Source organism: Kitasatospora sp. NBC_01302 (genome assembly GCF_035976515.1).
In the GTDB taxonomy this organism is placed as follows: domain Bacteria; phylum Actinomycetota; class Actinomycetes; order Streptomycetales; family Streptomycetaceae; genus Kitasatospora.
The window spans coordinates 6,780,779-6,796,308 of sequence record NZ_CP108404.1 but is presented as its reverse complement, the minus strand read 5'-3'; the positions used below and the strand labels follow the sequence as shown (position 1 = coordinate 6,796,308).

Here is a 15,530-nt window from a genome sequence, read left to right as displayed (position 1 = left end):
GGGGCATCCACCCGGCCGATGGCCAGGGGAGCGGTGGTGCAACAGGGACGACGTTGGCCCTCTGCGATTTCGTGCAGGTTACATGATGCGGCAAATCCCGGGAAGTGGAATCTGGCGTCCATATGGCGGACACAGTCCCAGCTCAGGGGCCGTTACCGGCCAGTAGTCACGCGCCCGGAAATCGTCTTCCCGGCGGCTGCGTGCCTCACCAGTGTGCCCCGGGCTCCGGCGCCTGAAACAGGGGCGACATCCCGCCGACCACCACCGCACCACCGCCCGCCTGCGATTCCGCCCCACGGGAACGACGCGAGGCGCTGGACCGATGGTCGCCAGCGCCTCGCAGCAGGGAATCCTGCATGATTATGCAGTCACCTGAGTGATTTTCCACACACGGTCAGCCCACGTGGCCGCCGATCAGAGCGCCCAGCAGGTACGTCACGCCGGCCGCGGCACCGCCCAGCACCAGCTGGCGCAGCCCGCTGAACCACCAGCTGCGGGCCGTCACCCGGGCCACCACCGCACCGCACAGGAAGAGGCCGAGCACGGCCAGGACCAGCGCCGGCAGCAGCGAGGTGGCACCCAGCAGGTAGGGCAGCAGCGGCAGCAGCGCACCGAGCGCGAAGCAGCCGAACGAGGAGACGGCGGCCACCAGCGGGCTGGGCAGGTCGTGCGGGTCCAGGCCCAGCTCCTCGCGCGCGTGCACCTCCAGCGCCTGCTCCGGGTCGCGGGTCAGCTGCCGGGCCACCTCGCGGGCGAGCTCCGGCTCGACCCCGCGGGAGATGTAGACCTGCGCCAGCTCGGCGAGTTCGCCCTCCGGGTTGCGGCGCAGCTCGATCCGCTCGGCCTCGATCTCCGCCAGCACCAGCTCGCGCTGCGAGGCCACCGAGGTGTACTCCCCCGCCGCCATCGAGCAGGCACCGGCCGCCAGCCCCGCCAGGCCCGTGAGGATCACCGTGCTGTTGGCCGCCGCGCCGCCGACCACACCGGTCATCAGCGCGAGGTTGGAGACCAGTCCGTCCATCGCACCGAAGACCGCGGGGCGCAGCCAGCCGCCGTTGACGTCGCGGTGGTGCCCCTCGGCCGGCACCCTCGGCTGAGCGGGCTCCTCGACGACGGGCTTGGTCATGGTCACGGACATGGTGGTGCGCCCTCCTGTTGCTGCTCCCCCCTGCCAGGCTGCGTCCGAGCACGGCGAAGAGCCGTGAGACCAGTGCTGCCGCCAGGGCTTCTCACGCCTCGAACGTAGCCCGATGATCTGACGTTTTCCAGCAAGCAAGCCCTGGCTTACCTCGCTGACCTGCGGCTTTGTCGAGCGGGGCAGCAAAACGGGCCCCGGAGTGCGTGCACTCCGGGGCCCGTTCGACAGGGCGGGTCAGGGGGTCGGGCGCTTCTCCTCGGACGCCTGGGCGCCGCCGCCGGCCGCCTCGGGGCCACCGGCGTCACCCGGAAGCTCCGGCTCCGCCGGCGCGTCCGCCACCGGCTCGCCCTCGACGGGCACCGGCCGGGCGGCCGGGTCGATCGAGTCGGGCGCCTCCCGCCCGGGCCGCTTCCTGCCGACGATCACCAGGTAGGCCACCGCACCCAGGAAGACGACGATCGAGGTCCAGTCGTTGAGCCGCAGGCCCAGGATGTGGTGCGCCTCGTCGATCCGCAGGTACTCGATCCAGGCCCGGCCCACCGTGTAGGCCGCGACGTAGAGCGCGAAGGCCCGGCCGTGGCCGAGCTTGTAGCGGCGGTCGGCCCACAGGACCAGGAAGGCCACGCCGACGCACCAGATCGACTCGTACAGGAAGGTCGGCTGGAAGATCCCGTCGGTGACCGTGCCGTCCGGGTTCACCTTGTGGATGTGCAGGCCCCAGGGCAGCGTGGTGGCCTTGCCGTAGAGCTCCTGGTTGAACCAGTTGCCCCACCGGCCGCAGGCCTGGGCCAGCGCGATGCCGGGCGCGATGGCGTCGGCGTAGGCCGGCAGCGGCACTCCGCGGCGGCGGCAGCCGATCCAGGCGCCGACCGCGCCCAGCGCGATGGCGCCCCAGATGCCGAGGCCGCCCTCCCAGATCTTGAAGGCGTTCCAGGGGTTCTGCCCCGGGTCGAAGTAGAGCTGGTGGTCGGTGATCACGTGGTAGAGGCGACCGCCGACCAGGCCGAACGGCACCGCCCAGACCGCGATGTCACCGACCGTGTGCTTGGCGCCACCACGGGCGACCCAGCGCTTGCTGCCGAGCCAGACGGCGACGGCGACACCGATGATGATGCAGAAGGCGTACGCGCGCAGCGGGATCGGTCCGAGGTGGATGACGCCCCGCGACGGGCTCGGGATGTAAGCGAATTCCATGGCGCCTCCGACGCTACCGCCTCGTGACCTCCGGACCAGCACCGACGGGGGTACCGGTTCGGAAACGGCCGACCCGCACCCCGGGGCGGCGGGGTGCGGGCCGGCGCGGGTCCGGCCTGCCTCAGCTGCCGGGGCTGGCCGGCGGCTGGTTCGGGTCGGTCTCGGCGGCCGTGCTGGTCGGCGCGGGGCTGGCCGAGGCGCTGCCGGTGGTGCCCAGCTGCTTGCCCTGGTTGGCCTCGTTCACCCACTTGACCAGGTTGTCCGGGGTGATCTCGTCGTTGCCGTTCTTCGGGTAGATCGGCTTGCCGTTGAGCAGCACGGTGGGGGTGGAGCTGTAGCCGGACTTGTCGAAGTCCTCCTCCACCGCCGAGACCCAGCCGCCGAACTTGTTGGTGTTGACGCAGGCCTCGAAGTTCGGCGAGTCCAGCCCGGGGACCTGCTTGGCCAGGTCGATCAGCTTGGACTTGTCCTTCCAGCTGTCCACCGTCTCGTCCGGCTGATTGCGGTAGAGCACGTCGTGGTAGGCCCGGAAGTAGCCCGAGTCCTGGGCGCAGGCCAGCGCGTTGGCGCCGTTCTTGGAACCCTTGCCATTGTCGTGCCGGTCGATGAACGAGACGATGTGGTAGTTGCCGAAGAGCTTGCCCTGGTCCTGCAACTGGTCGACGGTGGGCGCGAATTCACGCTCGAAGGCGCCGCAGGCCGGACACCTCGGGTCCTCGTAGACGGTCAGCGTGGAGGGCGCGTTGGCCGGGCCGTCGGGGATCACCAGGTTCTTGTTGCCGATCGCGCCGGCCGGCGCGGCCTTCGGGGTCGAGGAACTGGACCGGCCGCTCTGCACCGCCACGCCGATGCCCGCCCCCAGCACCAGGACGGCGAGCACCGAGCCGAGCACGATCAGCTTCTTCCTGCGGGCGTCCTTGACCTCCTGGGCGGCCCGCTCATCGCGCATCCGCTCGCGGGCCGTGCGCTTGCCTTCTCGGTTCTTCTCACTCATGTTCTTTTGCTTCCAGGGGTTTTGGAGCCAGTCGGGATGCCGGTCGGGGGCGCGGGACCATCGGACACGGGGCCATCGGGCGCGGGACCATCGGGCGCAGCGCCGTCAGAGGGCGAGCCAGGAGTCCACCGACACCCTGGAGCGCGGCCTGACGACCAGCCAGAGCGCCACCAGCAGAAAGCCGATGTCGCGCAGGATCTCCTGCAGGTACTGCGTCTGCGAGGCGGCCACCGCTCCGCCGCCGCCGAAGCAGCCGCAGTCGATGGCGATGCCGCGGGCCCAGGTGGAGGCGATGGCGGCGATGAAGGTCAGCAGCAGGATCACCGAGATCACCGCGGCGATCCGCACCCCGAGGCCGATCACCAGCAGCAGCGCCAACCCGATCTCCAGGAACGGCAGTCCGTAGCCGACCGGCTTGACCAGCCCCTCGGGCAGGATCCGGTAGGCGCGCACCGCCTGGGCCGCCACCGCCGGATCGGAGATCTTCGCCAGCCCCGCCCAGGCCCAGACCACGGCGAGCCCCAACCGGGCCACCGTGCTGATCCACGGGGCCGCCACCGCGAACCGCCGCCCCACGACCTGCTCGCTCCCGGCCATCCGGCCCACCCCCTCATCAGACGTCCGCCACGGGGGCACCGCGCCCGCCGGAGTTCCTGATGAACCGTAGGGGATTTCTGCCGCTTACTCCAATCTCGCCCCATTCACCCGAATGGGTGAGGATAGGTCATCTGTCCCTTTTGGCGATCCCGCCGGGGCTCTGCGGCGCGCCGCTGGTGCCGTTCTGCCGGGCCGCCAGCTCGGCGCCGCGCTTGGCCAGTGCGTGGCCCACCGCGTGCTCCCCGCCGAACGCCGCGGCCAGCACCAGGGCGGCGGCAACGGCCCTGAGCAGGACGCCACGGTGCAGGGCGACCACGGCGGCACCTCCCTCTCGTCGATCCCGGATGGTGGAGAAGTACACGAAGGGCAGCGACCCGAACCATTCCCCACGGAGCACCCGGTGCAACGGCCCGACAAACCCGATGACACGTCAGGCCGTGTCGATTCACCCGTACGGGCCGAGGAAAGCCGACGGCCCGCCACCCACTTGGGGTGACGGGCCGTCAGGCAGCAAGGTTCAGCGCTTGCGCACGCCCTCGGCGAGGTCGGCCGCCAGCGCGCGGACGGCCGCCAGCGCGCCCGCCTCGTCCCCGTCGGCGTCCAGGATCCGCTGCACGAAGGCCGAGCCGACGATCACGCCGTCGGCGAAGCCGGCCACCTGGGCGGCCTGCGCCGCCGTGGAGACCCCCAGGCCCACGCAGACCGGCAGGTCGGTCGCGGCCCGGGTGCGGGCGACCAGGTCCTCGGCCAACTCGCCGACCTGCGCCCGGGAGCCGGTCACGCCCATCACGGCGGCGGCGTAGACGAAGCCGCTGCCGGCCGCGGTGACCTCGGCCAGCCGCTGGTCCCGGCTGCTCGGCGCGACCACGAAGACCGTGTCCAGCCCGTGCTCACCCGCCGCCGCGCGCCACTCGGCGGACTCCTCCACCGGCAGGTCGGGCAGGATCACGCCCGCGCCGCCGGCCGCGGCCAGGTCGGCGGCGAACCGGGCGACGCCGTAGCGGTCCACCGGGTTCCAGTAGGTCATCACCAGCACCGCCGCCTCGGGGTGGGCACCGGCCACCTCCTGGACGGTGCGCAGCACGTCCTTGATCCGCACGCCACCGCGCAGCGCGATGTCGTCGGCGGTCTGGATGGTCGGGCCGTCCAGCACCGGGTCGGAGTGCGGCAGGCCGACCTCGACGATGTCGCAGCCGCCCTCGACCAGCGCGTTGACGGCCTTGATCCCGCCCTCGACGGTGGGGAAGCCGGCCGGCAGGTAGCCGATCAGCGCGGCCCGGTCCGCGGCCTTGGCAGCGGCCAGAACCGTGCTCAGCTTGGAGGCGCCCATGGTCACTTGCCCTCGCTGTCGTAGAGGCCGAAGTACTGCGCGGCGGTGTGCATGTCCTTGTCGCCGCGCCCGGAGAGGTTGACCAGGATGGTGGCGTCCGGGCCCAGCTCGCGGCCCAGCACCAGCGCGCCGGCCAGCGCGTGGGCGCTCTCGATGGCCGGGATGATGCCCTCGGTGCGCGACAGCAGGCGCAGCGCCTGCATCGCCTCGTCGTCGGTGACCGGGCGGTACTCGGCCCGTCCGGTGTCCTTCAGGAAGGCGTGCTCGGGGCCGATGCCGGGGTAGTCCAGGCCCGCCGAGATGGAGTGGCTCTCGATGGTCTGGCCGTCCTCGTCCTGCAGCACGTAGCTGCGCGCGCCGTGCAGCACGCCCGGCTCGCCCTTGGTGAGGGTGGCCGCGTGGCGCGGGGTCTCCACGCCCTCGCCGGCCGCCTCGCAGCCGATCAGGCGCACCCCGGCGTCCGGGATGAACTCGTGGAAGATGCCGATCGCGTTGGATCCGCCGCCCACGCAGGCGACCACGGCGTCCGGCAGCCGTCCGGTGCGCTCCAGCACCTGGGCGCGGGCCTCCACGCCGATCACCCGGTGGAAGTCGCGGACCATGGCCGGGAACGGGTGCGGGCCGGCCACCGTGCCGAACAGGTAGTGGGTGGAGTCGACGTTGGCGACCCAGTCGCGGAAGGCCTCGTTGATGGCGTCCTTCAGCGTGCGGCTGCCGGACTTGACCGCCACCACCTCGGCGCCGAGCATCCGCATCCGGGCCACGTTGAGCGCCTGGCGCTCGGTGTCGACCTCGCCCATGTAGATCGTGCAGTCGAAGCCGAAGAGCGCGCAGGCGGTGGCGGTGGCCACGCCGTGCTGCCCCGCACCGGTCTCGGCGATGATCCTGGTCTTGCCCATCCGGCGGGTGAGCAGGGCCTGGCCGAGGACATTGTTGATCTTGTGCGAGCCGGTGTGGTTGAGGTCCTCGCGCTTGAGCAGCACCCGGGCCCCGCCGGCCTCGGCGGAGAACCGGTGCACGTCGGTGAGCGGGCTCGGCCGCCCGGTGTAGTCCTTGAGCAGCAGGTCGAGTTCGGCGGCGAAGGCCGGGTCCTGCTTGGCCTTGGCGTACTCCTCGGCGACCTGCTCGACGGCGGCGACCAGCGCCTCCGGGATGAAGCGGCCACCATAGGCGCCGAAGTATCCCCGGGCGTCGGGGACCTGAGGGTCGGTCAGATTTTCGGGCATGCGGAATCCTGGGGTGATCGGCCCGCCCGGCGCGAGGCGCGACAGACGGACAGGCGGACGGAACGAACTTAGGCCCGTGCCGTCCGGCGCCATCGGCGCCCGGGCACCTGCCCGGGCTCGCAGCCGATCACGTAGCGCACCCGGCGCCCCAGCACACGGCGTGCGGGCGCGCGGCAGCCGCGCGGGCGGCAGCCCTTCTGGAGACGGGTGGCGATGGCCATCGGGTGCCGGTCAGCCCCGCCCGTGGCGCAGCGCCGGGTGGGCGCCGGCGGCGACCAGGTCGGCGACGGCCGCCTTCGGGTCCCGGCCGGTCACCAGCGACTCGCCGACCAGCACCGCGTCCGCACCCTCGTTCGCGTAGGCGATCAGGTCGTGCGGGCCGCGGACCCCGGACTCGGCCACCTTGACGATGTGGGCCGGGATCGCGTGCGCCACGTTGGCGAAGGTGTTGCGGTCCACCTCGAGCGTCTTGAGGTTGCGCGCGTTGACGCCGATGATCTTCGCGCCGGCGTCCACCGCGCGGGCGATCTCCTCCTCGTCGTGCACCTCGACCAGCGGGGTCAGCCCGATCGACTCGGCCCGCTCGATCAGCGAGACCAGCGCCGGCTGGTCGAGGGCCGCCACGATCAGCAGCGCGAGGTCGGCGCCGTGCGCGCGGGCCTCCCAGAGCTGGTAGGCGGTGACGATGAAGTCCTTGCGCAGCAGCGGGGTGTCCACCGCCGCCCGGACCGCGTCCAGGTCGGCCAGCGAGCCGCCGAAGCGGCGCTGCTCGGTGAGCACGCTGATCGCCGCCGCACCGCCGGCGGCGTAGTCGACGGCCAGCGCGGCCGGGTCGGCGATCGCGGCCAGCGCGCCCTTGGACGGGCTGGAGCGCTTGACCTCGCAGATCACCCGCACGCCTTCGCCGCGCAGGGCGGCCACGCCGTCCTTGGCGTCCGGCGCCTTGGCGGCCAGCTCCTTGAGCTCGTCCAGGGAGACCCGGGCCTGCCGCTCCGCGAGGTCCGCACGGACCCCGTCGATGATCTCGTCGAGCACGCTCACGCGGGCGCCCCCATCAGTGTCTAGCCGGATGTTCCAAGCGGTGACGCGGGTTCCGTTCGGCTCCGCACGCCCCCGCCGGCACTTCGATGGTATCGGCACCGGGGGGCGCAGAGCGCATCCGCCCGGCGCGCGTCTCGCGGAACGGACCGGTTTCCGGGCAGGTGGGGCCGGTGGTGCCGGTGACCGGACAGGCGCGGTCGGGGGCAGCCGGGGCGGGTGTGGAACCGGTCACGGTGCCGCGCTGCAGCGGCCGCTCAGACCAGCGGGGGCGCCAGCCCGGCGCCCCCGGGCAGGTTGCGCACGACCGTGAAGGCGAGCACCAGCACGCCCAGGCCGATCAGCCGGGAGCGGCTCAACTCGATCCGGGGCGGGCGTCCACCGGTCAGCGCGGCCCAGAACCAGCCCGCCCAGAGCACGCCGAGCACGCCGAAGAGCGCGACGGCGAGCAGGTTGTCGTGGCAGGCGGTGGTCAGGTCGCCGCGGCTGAGCGCGTGCACGCAGCGCAGGCCGCCGCAGCCCGGGCACCACCAGCCGGTGGCCTGGAGGAACGGGCAGGTCGGGTAGTGGCCCGGAGCGTTCGGGTCCACCGCCGAGACGTAGAGGGCGGGCAGCGCGACGGCGCCGAGGGCCGCGAGCGGACGGGCCAGGCGGCGCAGCGCACGCGGGCCGGCCGGAGTGCTGGGGGCGGTCACGGTGCTGATTCTCCCCCTGTTCGGGTGGCCGACGCGCCACGCCGCGCAGCGGGCCGCACGACCGGGCGCACGACCGGGCCCGCGCGCCCCACCGGGGCCCGGCACGGACCGGAACGCACGCGGACCGGGGCGCCGGGCTGCTGGAGCTCCGGCGCCCCGGTCCGGGGCACGCGTAGGAGGGTGCTGCGCGATCAGTGCGCGGCGGCCGTGGCGGTCGCGGCGACCTCGGCGACCTCCGGCTTGGCCGTGACACCGCGGCGCGCGTCGGCCAGCACCTTGGCGACCGCCAGGTCCGGGGTCTTGCCCATGCCGGCCATCGACATCGCCTTGCCGACGACACCGCCGATGAGGATCACGGCGATCCCGGCCCAGAAGATCGGCACCGACGCCATGATCATCGCGGCGCCGCTGACGCAGAAACCGACGAAGACGATGGCCGAACCGGTCCAGGCCGCGGGGGTGTGTCCGTGGGCTTGCGACGACATCTGGGTACTCCTTGGTTCTGCGGCTCTACCGGGACCGGCGGCCGGGTCGGCGTACGGGACGCCCCCAACCGGCAACGGCCGATTGTCACCCTCCATTGTTGCGGACGCCCCCACGAGCCCCAAAGCCGGGTCCGGGTGAGGACGGTCACGGTTGACCCGCGGCGGTGCGGGTAGCCCCGTGGTCAGCCGAGGGTGGGGTCCTCGCCGCGGTCCAGCGCCTTCCACAGGTCGGCGGGCGTGTGCGCACCACCGGTGGGGGCCTTCGCCTTGGCGACCGGGGCGTCGTAGCGGGTGCCCATGCTCGGCCAGGCCCTGCCGCGCAGCACGGTCAGCCCGCCCGCCGCGGCCAGCAGCAGGCCGCCGAGCAGCGCCACCCAGGGCCAGGCGGTGTGGCTGACCTGCTCGGCGGTGGTGCCCAGCAGCCCCAGCTTCTTGGCCGCCTCGGAGTCCACCGCGCCGCTGTCCACCGAGCCCATCCCCGCCGCGACGGCCGCGCCCAGGCCCGCCAGCGTCACCAGCGCGCCCACCACGTACCGCCCGACCCCGCGCACCGCGAAGATCGCCACCGCCGAGGCCAGCCCGACCAGCGCCAGCGCCCCCGGCAGCCCCGAGACGTCACTGCCGGTCGCACTCACCGCCAGCCCCTTGACCTGCCCCTCGCTCCAGGTCCGCCCGACCGCCACCAGCACCAGGACCGCCCCGGCCAGCGTGAGCAGCAGCATCAGCAGCAGGCTGCGCCGGTCGGCGGTACTGCGGGCGGGGGCGGCGGAAACAGCGGGAGCGGGCGACGGTGTGGCGGTCATCCGTCCACTATCCCCCGACTCCGCTCCCACCCCCGCACCGGGTCACCCTCAGTCGCGCATCACACCACCGGCGCCCGCAGCGTGTTCGCGGTGGCGACGGCGCGCAGGACGGCGGCGGCCTTGTTGTGGCACTCGGTGTCCTCGCTCACCGGGTCGGAGTCGGCGACCACGCCCGCGCCCGCCTGGACGTAGGCGACGTGGTCGCGCAGCACGGCGGTGCGGATCGCGATCGCGGTGTCGGCGTCGCCGGCGAAGTCGAGGTAGCCGACGCAGCCGCCGTACAGGCCGCGGCGGGTGGGTTCGAGCTCCTCGATGATCCGCATGGCGCGCGGCTTGGGGGCGCCGGAGAGGGTGCCGGCCGGGAAGCAGGCGGTGAGCACGTCGAAGGCGGTGCGGCCGTCGGCGACCTCGCCGGTGACGGTGGAGACGATGTGCATCACGTGGCTGTAGCGCTCCACCGACATGAAGTCGACCACCTCGACGCTGCCCGGGGTGCAGACCCGGCCCAGGTCGTTGCGGCCCAGGTCGACCAGCATCAGGTGCTCGGCGCGCTCCTTGGGGTCGGCGAGCAGCTCGGCGGCCAGCTCGGCGTCCTCCTGCGGGGTGGCGCCGCGGTGCCGGGTGCCGGCGATCGGATGCACCATCGCCTGACCCTGCGTCACCTTGACCAGTGCCTCGGGGCTGGAGCCGACCACGTCGAAGGCGCCCTCGGCGCCGCCGTCGGGGCCGGGGAAGCGGAACAGGTACATGTACGGGCTGGGGTTGGTGGTGCGCAGCACCCGGTAGACGTCGAGCGCGGAGGCCGGGCAGGGCGCCTCGAAGCGCTGGGAGGGGACCACCTGGAACGCCTCGCCGGCCCGGATCCGCTCCTTGATCTGCTCCACCACGGCCTGGTAGGGCGCCCCGCCGAAGGCCGACACGGCGTCGGCGGCGGTGGGGGTGACGGTGGCCAGGCCCGGCTCGACCGGCTTGCCCAGCTCGGCCTCCATCGCGTCCAGCCGGGCCACCGCGTCCGCGTAGGCCTCGTCGACCCCGCTGGCCAGGTCGTTGTGGTTGACCGCGTTGGCGATCAGCAGCACGCTGCCGTCCACGTGGTCGAGCACGGCGAGGTCGGTGGCGAGCAGCATGGTCAGCTCGGGCAGCTGGAGGTCGTCCGGGTTGAGGTCGGGCAGCTTCTCCAGGCGGCGCACGATGTCGTAGCCGAGGTAGCCGACCAGGCCGCCGGTGAGCGGCGGCAGGCCGTCGTCGACCGGCCGCGGGGTGTGCAGCGCGCTCAGCGCGACGCGCAGCACCTCCAGCGGGTCGCCGTCGCGCGGGATGCCGACCGGCGGGGTGCCCAGCCAGCGGGCCTGGCCGTCCGGGCCGACCGTCAAGGTGGCGGCGCTGCGCACGCCGACGAACGAGTAGCGCGACCAACTGCGGCCCTGCTCGGCCGACTCCAGCAGGAAGGTGCCGGGCCGCTCGGCCGCCAGCGAGCGGTAGAGGCCGATCGGCGTGAGGCCGTCCGCCAGGAGCCGGCGGGTGACCGGGATGACCCGGGTGTCGGCGGCGAGCTTGCGGAAGGCTTCGAGGTCCATGGGTCGGGCACCGATCTTTCTGGGGTGGGCGGACGGGAGCGCGGCGGGCCGCTCAGCCGGGCAGCAGGACGTCCTCGTCGAAGCAGGTCCTGGCCCCGGTGTGGCACGCGGCACCGACCTGGTCGACCTGGACCAGCAGGGTGTCCCCGTCGCAGTCCAGCGCCACCGACTTGACGTGCTGCAGGTGGCCCGAGGTGTCGCCCTTGACCCAGTACTCGTTGCGGCTGCGGCTCCAGTAGGTGCAGCGCCCGGTGGTCAGGGTGCGGTGCAGCGCCTCGTCGTCCATCCAGCCGAGCATCAGCACCTCACCGGTGTCGAACTGCTGCGCGACGGCGGGCAGCAGCCCGTCCTCGGTGCGCTTGAGGCGGGCGGCGATGGCCGGGTCGAGGTCGGTGCTGCCGGGGGTGGCGGGGACGGACGGCGTTACGGAGGACATGCGGACATTGTGGCAGGCCCGGGCCGGGCACGGGGACCTCCCGCGATCTTCGGCAAAGGCCCACCGGGGCGGGCCGCGCTGCGGGATTCTGGTGTCCATGACCCAGTCCGCACGCCGCACCGGACCGTTGCTCGCACTCGCCGTCGTGCTGCTGCTCACCGCGGGTGCGGTGACGGCGGCGCTGCTCTGGCCCGCATCCGGGCACCGGGCGGCCGAGCCGCCGCCCAGCCCCTCGCCGTCGGCCTCCCCGTCCCCCTCGCCCTCGCCCTCCCCCAGCCCGAGCAAGGCGCTGCCGTATCCGTGGTTCGCGGTCGGCAGCTGCCTGGACCACCCGCAGTTGAGTCCGGTGATCACCACCGTCCAGCCGCGCCCCTGCGACCAGCCGCACGACGCGGAGGCGATCGCCAACCCGAAGCTGCCGGACGGGCTGACCAAGGAGAGCCAGATCGCCATGGCGATGCTGACGGCCTGCCGGCCCTCGGTGGACAGCTGGCAGGCCAAGCAGGGCGGCGGCACCTTCTACAGCTTCCCGCTGGGCCTCTCGCTGGCCTACTACGACCAGGGCTTCCGCGACGTGACCTGCCTGCTGACGGTCTCCCAGCACGAGGGCGGCCCGAAGCTGACGGGCCCGCTCAAGAGCTGACCCGTCAGCAGCAGGGCGCGCCTCAGCGCACCGGGTGGCCCGCCTCGCGCAGCGCGCTCTTCACGTCCCCGATCCGCAGGTCGCCGAAGTGGAAGACGGAGGCGGCCAGCACGGCGTCCGCCCCGGCCTCGACCGCCGGGGCGAAGTCGGCGAGCTTGCCGGCGCCGCCGGAGGCGATCACCGGGACGCCCACCCGCTCGCGCACCGCGCGGATCATCGCCAGGTCGTAGCCGTCCTTGGTGCCGTCCGCGTCCATCGAGTTGAGCAGGATCTCGCCGGCGCCCAGCTCCGCGGCGCGCTCGGCCCATTCGACGGCGTCCAGGCCGGTGCCGCGGCGCCCGCCGTGGGTGGTCACCTCGTAGCCGCTGGCCGTCCCGGTGCCGCCCTGGACCTTGCGGGCATCCACCGAGAGCACCAGGACCTGGCGGCCGAACCGCTCGGCGATCTCCCGGATCAGCTCCGGGCGGGCGATCGCCGCGGTGTTGACGCCGACCTTGTCGGCCCCGGCCCGCAGCAGCTTGTCCACGTCGTCGACGGCCCGGATGCCGCCGCCGACGGTGAGCGGGATGAAGACCTGCTCGGCGGTGCGGCGCACCACGTCGTAGGTGGTCTCCCGGTCACCGGACGAGGCGGTGATGTCCAGGAAGGTCAACTCGTCGGCGCCCTGGGCGTCGTAGGCACGGGCCAGCTCGACCGGGTCGCCCGCGTCGCGCAGGTTCTGGAAGTTGACGCCCTTGACCACCCGGCCCGCATCCACGTCCAGGCAGGGGATCACTCGTACGGCCAGGGTCACGGGGTACTACCTTCCAGAGTCTTGCCCAACCCGGCGCGGTAGGCGTCGAGTTCGACCTCGACCATCATCCGGGAGTCGATCAGTCCGGCCACCACCAGCATGGTGGCGGCCGGCCGGACGGCGTCGAACAGCTGCTTGTGCGCCCGCCCCACCTCGTCGGCGTCACGGACATGGGTGAGGAACACCCGGGTGCGGACCACGTCGTCCGCCGTCAGACCGTAGGGGGCCAGCGCGCCGAGCGCGGCGCCGAAGGCGGTGAGCGCCTGGTTGTACGGATCGTCGTGCTCGATCCGGCCGTTCACCAGCGCGGTGCAGCCGGACACGTGCACGTGGTCGCCGGCCGCCACCGCACGCGAGAAGCCGAACTGCTCCTCCCAGGGCGAGAACCCCGACACCCGGCCGCGAACGATCTGACGATCTGTCACGAGACAGCCTCCAAGGCCTCTTCGAGGGTGAACTTCTGCTCGTAGAGGGCCTTGCCCACAATCGAACCCTCGACACCCTCGGGCACCAGGGTGGCGATCGCGCGCAGGTCGTCCAGCGAGGAGACGCCGCCGGAGGCGACCACCGGACGGTCGGTGCGGGCGCAGACGTCGCGCAGCAGCTGCAGGTTGGGGCCGGTCAGGGTGCCGTCCCGGTTGACGTCGGTGACCACGTAGCGGGCGCAGCCCTCGGCGTCGAGGCGGGCCAGCACCTCGTAGAGGTCGCCGCCGTCCTTGGTCCAGCCGCGCCCGCGCAGCGTGGTGCCGACCACGTCCAGGCCCACCGCGACCTTGTCGCCGTGCTCGGCGATCACCTTGGCCACCCACTCGGGGGCCTCCAGCGCGGCGGTGCCGAGGTTGACCCGGGTGCAGCCGGTGGCGAGCGCCGCGGCCAGCGACTCGTCGTCCCGGATTCCGCCGGACAGCTCGACCTTGATGTCCAGCCGCCCGGTCACCTCGCGCAGCAGTTCGCGGTTGCTGCCGGTGCCGAAGGCGGCGTCCAGGTCGACCAGGTGCAGCCACTCGGCGCCGGCCTGCTGCCAGGCCAGCGCGGCGGCCAGCGGCTCGCCGAAGGAGGTCTCGGTGCCGGAGGCGCCCTTGACCAGGCGCACGGCCTGGCCGTCGCGGACATCGACGGCGGGGAGGAGTTCGAGGCGGCTCATCGTGTGCAACTTTCCTGGCTTCAAAGGGGCTTCAGAGGGTGTTGACCCAGTTGGTGAGCAACTCGGCGCCGGCGTCGCCGGACTTCTCGGGATGGAACTGGGTGGCCCAGAGCGGACCGTTCTCGACCGCCGCGACGAACGGCTGACCGTGGGTGGTCCAGCTGACCAGCGGAGCGTTGATCTTCTCGTTGGTGATCGTAAGCTCCCAGCGCCGCACCCCGTAGGAGTGCACGAAGTAGAACCGGGTCTCGGGGTCCATCCCGGCGAAGAGCCGGCTCTGCTCGGGCCAGTCGACGGTGTTCCAGCCCATGTGCGGGACGACCGGCGCCTCCAGCGGCTCGACGGTGCCGGGCCACTCGTCGCAGCCCGCCGTCTCGACCCCGTGCTCGACCCCGCGCTCGAAGAGGATCTGCATCCCCACGCAGATGCCCAGCACCGGGCGGCCGCCGGCCAGCCGGCGGCCGATGATCTGCTCGCCGCGCACCGCCCGCAGCCCGCGCATGCAGGCCTCGTAGGCGCCCACGCCCGGCACCAGCAGACCGTCCGCGTCCAGCGCCTGCTGGAAGTCGGAGGTCACCGTGACGGTGGCGCCGGTGCGCTCCACGGCCCGCTGCGCGGACCGCAGGTTTCCCGATCCGTAGTCGAAGACCACGACGTTCTTGCCCATGGTGAATTCTTTCCGTGGTCCGGGACTAGAGGCGCATGACGCCGGCAGCCAGGCAGAACGCCGAGCTGATGGCGAGCAGGAAGACGACGCCCTTGGGCAGCTTCTGCTTCCAGAACGAGTACACGCCGCCGCCCAGGAAGAGGCCGACGACGATCAGGATCGTGGCCTTGTTCACAGCGCGCCCTTCGTCGAGGGGAGGATGCCGGCCGCGCGCGGATCGAACTCCGCGGCGTAGCGCAGGGCCCGGGCCAGCGCCTTGAACTGGCACTCCACGATGTGGTGGGCGTTGCGGCCGTAGGGGACGTGCACGTGCAGGGCTATCTGGGCCTGGGCCACGAAGGACTCCAGGATGTGCCGGGTCATGGTGGTGTCGTAGCTGCCGATCATCGGCGCCATGTTCTCCGGCTCGGTGTGCACCAGGTAGGGGCGGCCCGAGAGGTCCACGGTCACCTGGGCCAGCGACTCGTCCAGCGGGACGGTGCAGTTGCCGAACCGGTAGATGCCCACCTTGTCGCCCAGTGCCTGCTTGAAGGCGGCACCCAGCGCGAGGGCGGTGTCCTCGATGGTGTGGTGGGTGTCGATCTGCAGGTCGCCCTCGGTCTTCACGGTGAGGTCGAACAGGCCGTGCCGGCCCAGCTGGTCGAGCATGTGGTCGTAGAACCCGACGCCCGTGGAGATGTCGGTCTGGCCGGTGCCGTCGAGATCGATCTCGACCAGGACCGTGGTCTCCTTGGTGGTGCGCTCCACGCGCCCGATGCGGGACATGTCCG

At 72.7% G+C, this 15,530-nt stretch carries 21 protein-coding genes; 1 reads left to right on the top strand and 20 read right to left on the bottom strand.

What is annotated here, in order from left to right:
• Positions 1–394 precede the first annotated feature (394 nt).
• From OG294_RS29860 to hisI, 14 genes are all read right to left on the bottom strand, one after another.
• Entirely contained in the window at positions 395–1,126 is a 732-nt protein-coding gene (locus tag OG294_RS29860; RefSeq protein WP_327071716.1) for a VIT1/CCC1 transporter family protein, read from the bottom strand.
• A gap of 246 nt (positions 1,127–1,372) precedes the next feature.
• Positions 1,373–2,332 (bottom strand): prolipoprotein diacylglyceryl transferase, encoded by a 960-nt coding sequence (gene lgt / locus OG294_RS29855; protein ID WP_327069651.1) that lies wholly within the window; start codon positions 2,330–2,332, stop codon positions 1,373–1,375.
• 121 nt (positions 2,333–2,453) lie between these two features.
• Entirely contained in the window at positions 2,454–3,326 is an 873-nt protein-coding gene (locus OG294_RS29850; RefSeq protein ID WP_327069650.1) for a DsbA family protein, read from the bottom strand.
• 105 nt (positions 3,327–3,431) lie between these two features.
• A complete protein-coding gene (locus OG294_RS29845) occupies positions 3,432–3,923 on the bottom strand; it encodes a MauE/DoxX family redox-associated membrane protein (RefSeq protein WP_327069649.1) in 492 nt (163 codons plus the stop codon).
• 127 nt (positions 3,924–4,050) lie between these two features.
• Positions 4,051–4,239 carry a hypothetical protein gene (locus OG294_RS29840; protein ID WP_327069648.1) on the bottom strand — a complete coding sequence of 63 codons (189 nt, stop codon included), beginning with the start codon at positions 4,237–4,239 and terminating at the stop codon, positions 4,051–4,053.
• A gap of 201 nt (positions 4,240–4,440) precedes the next feature.
• Positions 4,441–5,253, bottom strand: a complete 813-nt coding sequence (trpA, locus tag OG294_RS29835) for a tryptophan synthase subunit alpha (RefSeq protein WP_327069647.1) — start codon at positions 5,251–5,253, stop codon at positions 4,441–4,443.
• A gap of 2 nt (positions 5,254–5,255) precedes the next feature.
• Positions 5,256–6,479, bottom strand: coding sequence for a tryptophan synthase subunit beta (gene trpB / locus OG294_RS29830; protein WP_327069646.1), 1,224 nt, complete (start codon positions 6,477–6,479; stop codon positions 5,256–5,258).
• Positions 6,480–6,547: 68 nt separating this feature from the next.
• Positions 6,548–6,700, bottom strand: a complete 153-nt coding sequence (trpM, locus tag OG294_RS41200) for a tryptophan biosynthesis modulator TrpM (RefSeq protein WP_442789244.1) — start codon at positions 6,698–6,700, stop codon at positions 6,548–6,550.
• A gap of 10 nt (positions 6,701–6,710) precedes the next feature.
• Positions 6,711–7,520 carry an indole-3-glycerol phosphate synthase TrpC gene (gene trpC, locus OG294_RS29825; protein ID WP_327069645.1) on the bottom strand — a complete coding sequence of 270 codons (810 nt, stop codon included), beginning with the start codon at positions 7,518–7,520 and terminating at the stop codon, positions 6,711–6,713.
• Between the two features lie 254 nt (positions 7,521–7,774).
• The gene (locus OG294_RS29820) at positions 7,775–8,212 is read right to left on the bottom strand and encodes a DUF2752 domain-containing protein (RefSeq protein ID WP_327069644.1); all 438 of its coding nucleotides are present in this window, start codon (positions 8,210–8,212) and stop codon (positions 7,775–7,777) included.
• Between the two features lie 191 nt (positions 8,213–8,403).
• Entirely contained in the window at positions 8,404–8,697 is a 294-nt protein-coding gene (locus OG294_RS29815) for an HGxxPAAW family protein (RefSeq protein ID WP_327069643.1), read from the bottom strand.
• A gap of 182 nt (positions 8,698–8,879) precedes the next feature.
• The gene (locus OG294_RS29810) at positions 8,880–9,500 is read right to left on the bottom strand and encodes a TIGR02234 family membrane protein (RefSeq protein ID WP_327069642.1); all 621 of its coding nucleotides are present in this window, start codon (positions 9,498–9,500) and stop codon (positions 8,880–8,882) included.
• Positions 9,501–9,559: 59 nt separating this feature from the next.
• Positions 9,560–11,077 carry an anthranilate synthase component I gene (locus OG294_RS29805; RefSeq protein ID WP_327069641.1) on the bottom strand — a complete coding sequence of 506 codons (1,518 nt, stop codon included), beginning with the start codon at positions 11,075–11,077 and terminating at the stop codon, positions 9,560–9,562.
• A gap of 52 nt (positions 11,078–11,129) precedes the next feature.
• Positions 11,130–11,513 carry a phosphoribosyl-AMP cyclohydrolase gene (gene hisI / locus OG294_RS29800; protein ID WP_327069640.1) on the bottom strand — a complete coding sequence of 128 codons (384 nt, stop codon included), beginning with the start codon at positions 11,511–11,513 and terminating at the stop codon, positions 11,130–11,132.
• Positions 11,514–11,610: 97 nt separating this feature from the next.
• On the opposite strand from hisI, the gene OG294_RS29795 reads away from it, so the two are divergent.
• On the top strand, positions 11,611–12,156 hold the full coding sequence (locus tag OG294_RS29795) for a hypothetical protein (protein WP_327069639.1): 546 nt from the start codon (positions 11,611–11,613) through the stop codon (positions 12,154–12,156).
• 22 nt (positions 12,157–12,178) lie between these two features.
• Here OG294_RS29795 and hisF read toward each other — a convergent pair whose 3' ends face one another.
• From hisF to hisB, 6 genes are read right to left on the bottom strand one after another with little or no spacing between them, the layout of a single operon-like run.
• A complete protein-coding gene (hisF, locus tag OG294_RS29790) occupies positions 12,179–12,949 on the bottom strand; it encodes an imidazole glycerol phosphate synthase subunit HisF (RefSeq protein WP_327069638.1) in 771 nt (256 codons plus the stop codon).
• Complete coding sequence (locus tag OG294_RS29785) at positions 12,946–13,374, bottom strand: Rid family hydrolase (protein WP_327069637.1); 429 nt, start codon at positions 13,372–13,374, stop codon at positions 12,946–12,948. Before OG294_RS29785 ends, hisF begins: the two co-directional genes overlap by 4 nt.
• Positions 13,371–14,093 carry a bifunctional 1-(5-phosphoribosyl)-5-((5-phosphoribosylamino)methylideneamino)imidazole-4-carboxamide isomerase/phosphoribosylanthranilate isomerase PriA gene (gene priA / locus OG294_RS29780; protein WP_327069636.1) on the bottom strand — a complete coding sequence of 241 codons (723 nt, stop codon included), beginning with the start codon at positions 14,091–14,093 and terminating at the stop codon, positions 13,371–13,373. Before priA ends, OG294_RS29785 begins: the two co-directional genes overlap by 4 nt.
• A gap of 31 nt (positions 14,094–14,124) precedes the next feature.
• Positions 14,125–14,760 (bottom strand): imidazole glycerol phosphate synthase subunit HisH, encoded by a 636-nt coding sequence (gene hisH / locus OG294_RS29775; RefSeq protein ID WP_327069635.1) that lies wholly within the window; start codon positions 14,758–14,760, stop codon positions 14,125–14,127.
• Between the two features lie 25 nt (positions 14,761–14,785).
• Entirely contained in the window at positions 14,786–14,935 is a 150-nt protein-coding gene (locus OG294_RS29770) for a hypothetical protein (RefSeq protein WP_327069634.1), read from the bottom strand.
• Entirely contained in the window at positions 14,932–15,525 is a 594-nt protein-coding gene (hisB, locus tag OG294_RS29765) for an imidazoleglycerol-phosphate dehydratase HisB (protein ID WP_327069633.1), read from the bottom strand. The genes OG294_RS29770 and hisB overlap by 4 nt, the downstream gene beginning before the upstream one ends.
• Positions 15,526–15,530 lie beyond the last annotated feature (5 nt).

Bases quoted from the DNA above. Each gene is read 5' to 3' on its own strand.
- OG294_RS29860 (WP_327071716.1), bottom strand. From the start codon at position 1,126: ATGACCAAGCCCGTCGTCGAGGAGCCCGCTCAGCCGAGGGTGCCGGCC.
- lgt (WP_327069651.1), bottom strand. From the start codon at position 2,332: ATGGAATTCGCTTACATCCCGAGCCCGTCGCGGGGCGTCATCCACCTC.
- OG294_RS29850 (WP_327069650.1), bottom strand. From the start codon at position 3,326: ATGAGTGAGAAGAACCGAGAAGGCAAGCGCACGGCCCGCGAGCGGATG.
- OG294_RS29845 (WP_327069649.1), bottom strand. From the start codon at position 3,923: ATGGCCGGGAGCGAGCAGGTCGTGGGGCGGCGGTTCGCGGTGGCGGCC.
- trpA (WP_327069647.1), bottom strand. From the start codon at position 5,253: ATGGGCGCCTCCAAGCTGAGCACGGTTCTGGCCGCTGCCAAGGCCGCG.
- trpB (WP_327069646.1), bottom strand. From the start codon at position 6,479: ATGCCCGAAAATCTGACCGACCCTCAGGTCCCCGACGCCCGGGGATAC.
- trpM (WP_442789244.1), bottom strand. From the start codon at position 6,700: ATGGCCATCGCCACCCGTCTCCAGAAGGGCTGCCGCCCGCGCGGCTGC.
- OG294_RS29815 (WP_327069643.1), bottom strand. From the start codon at position 8,697: ATGTCGTCGCAAGCCCACGGACACACCCCCGCGGCCTGGACCGGTTCG.
- OG294_RS29810 (WP_327069642.1), bottom strand. From the start codon at position 9,500: ATGACCGCCACACCGTCGCCCGCTCCCGCTGTTTCCGCCGCCCCCGCC.
- OG294_RS29805 (WP_327069641.1), bottom strand. From the start codon at position 11,077: ATGGACCTCGAAGCCTTCCGCAAGCTCGCCGCCGACACCCGGGTCATC.
- hisI (WP_327069640.1), bottom strand. From the start codon at position 11,513: ATGTCCTCCGTAACGCCGTCCGTCCCCGCCACCCCCGGCAGCACCGAC.
- OG294_RS29795 (WP_327069639.1), top strand. From the start codon at position 11,611: ATGACCCAGTCCGCACGCCGCACCGGACCGTTGCTCGCACTCGCCGTC.
- priA (WP_327069636.1), bottom strand. From the start codon at position 14,093: ATGAGCCGCCTCGAACTCCTCCCCGCCGTCGATGTCCGCGACGGCCAG.
- hisH (WP_327069635.1), bottom strand. From the start codon at position 14,760: ATGGGCAAGAACGTCGTGGTCTTCGACTACGGATCGGGAAACCTGCGG.
- hisB (WP_327069633.1), bottom strand. From the start codon at position 15,525: ATGTCCCGCATCGGGCGCGTGGAGCGCACCACCAAGGAGACCACGGTC.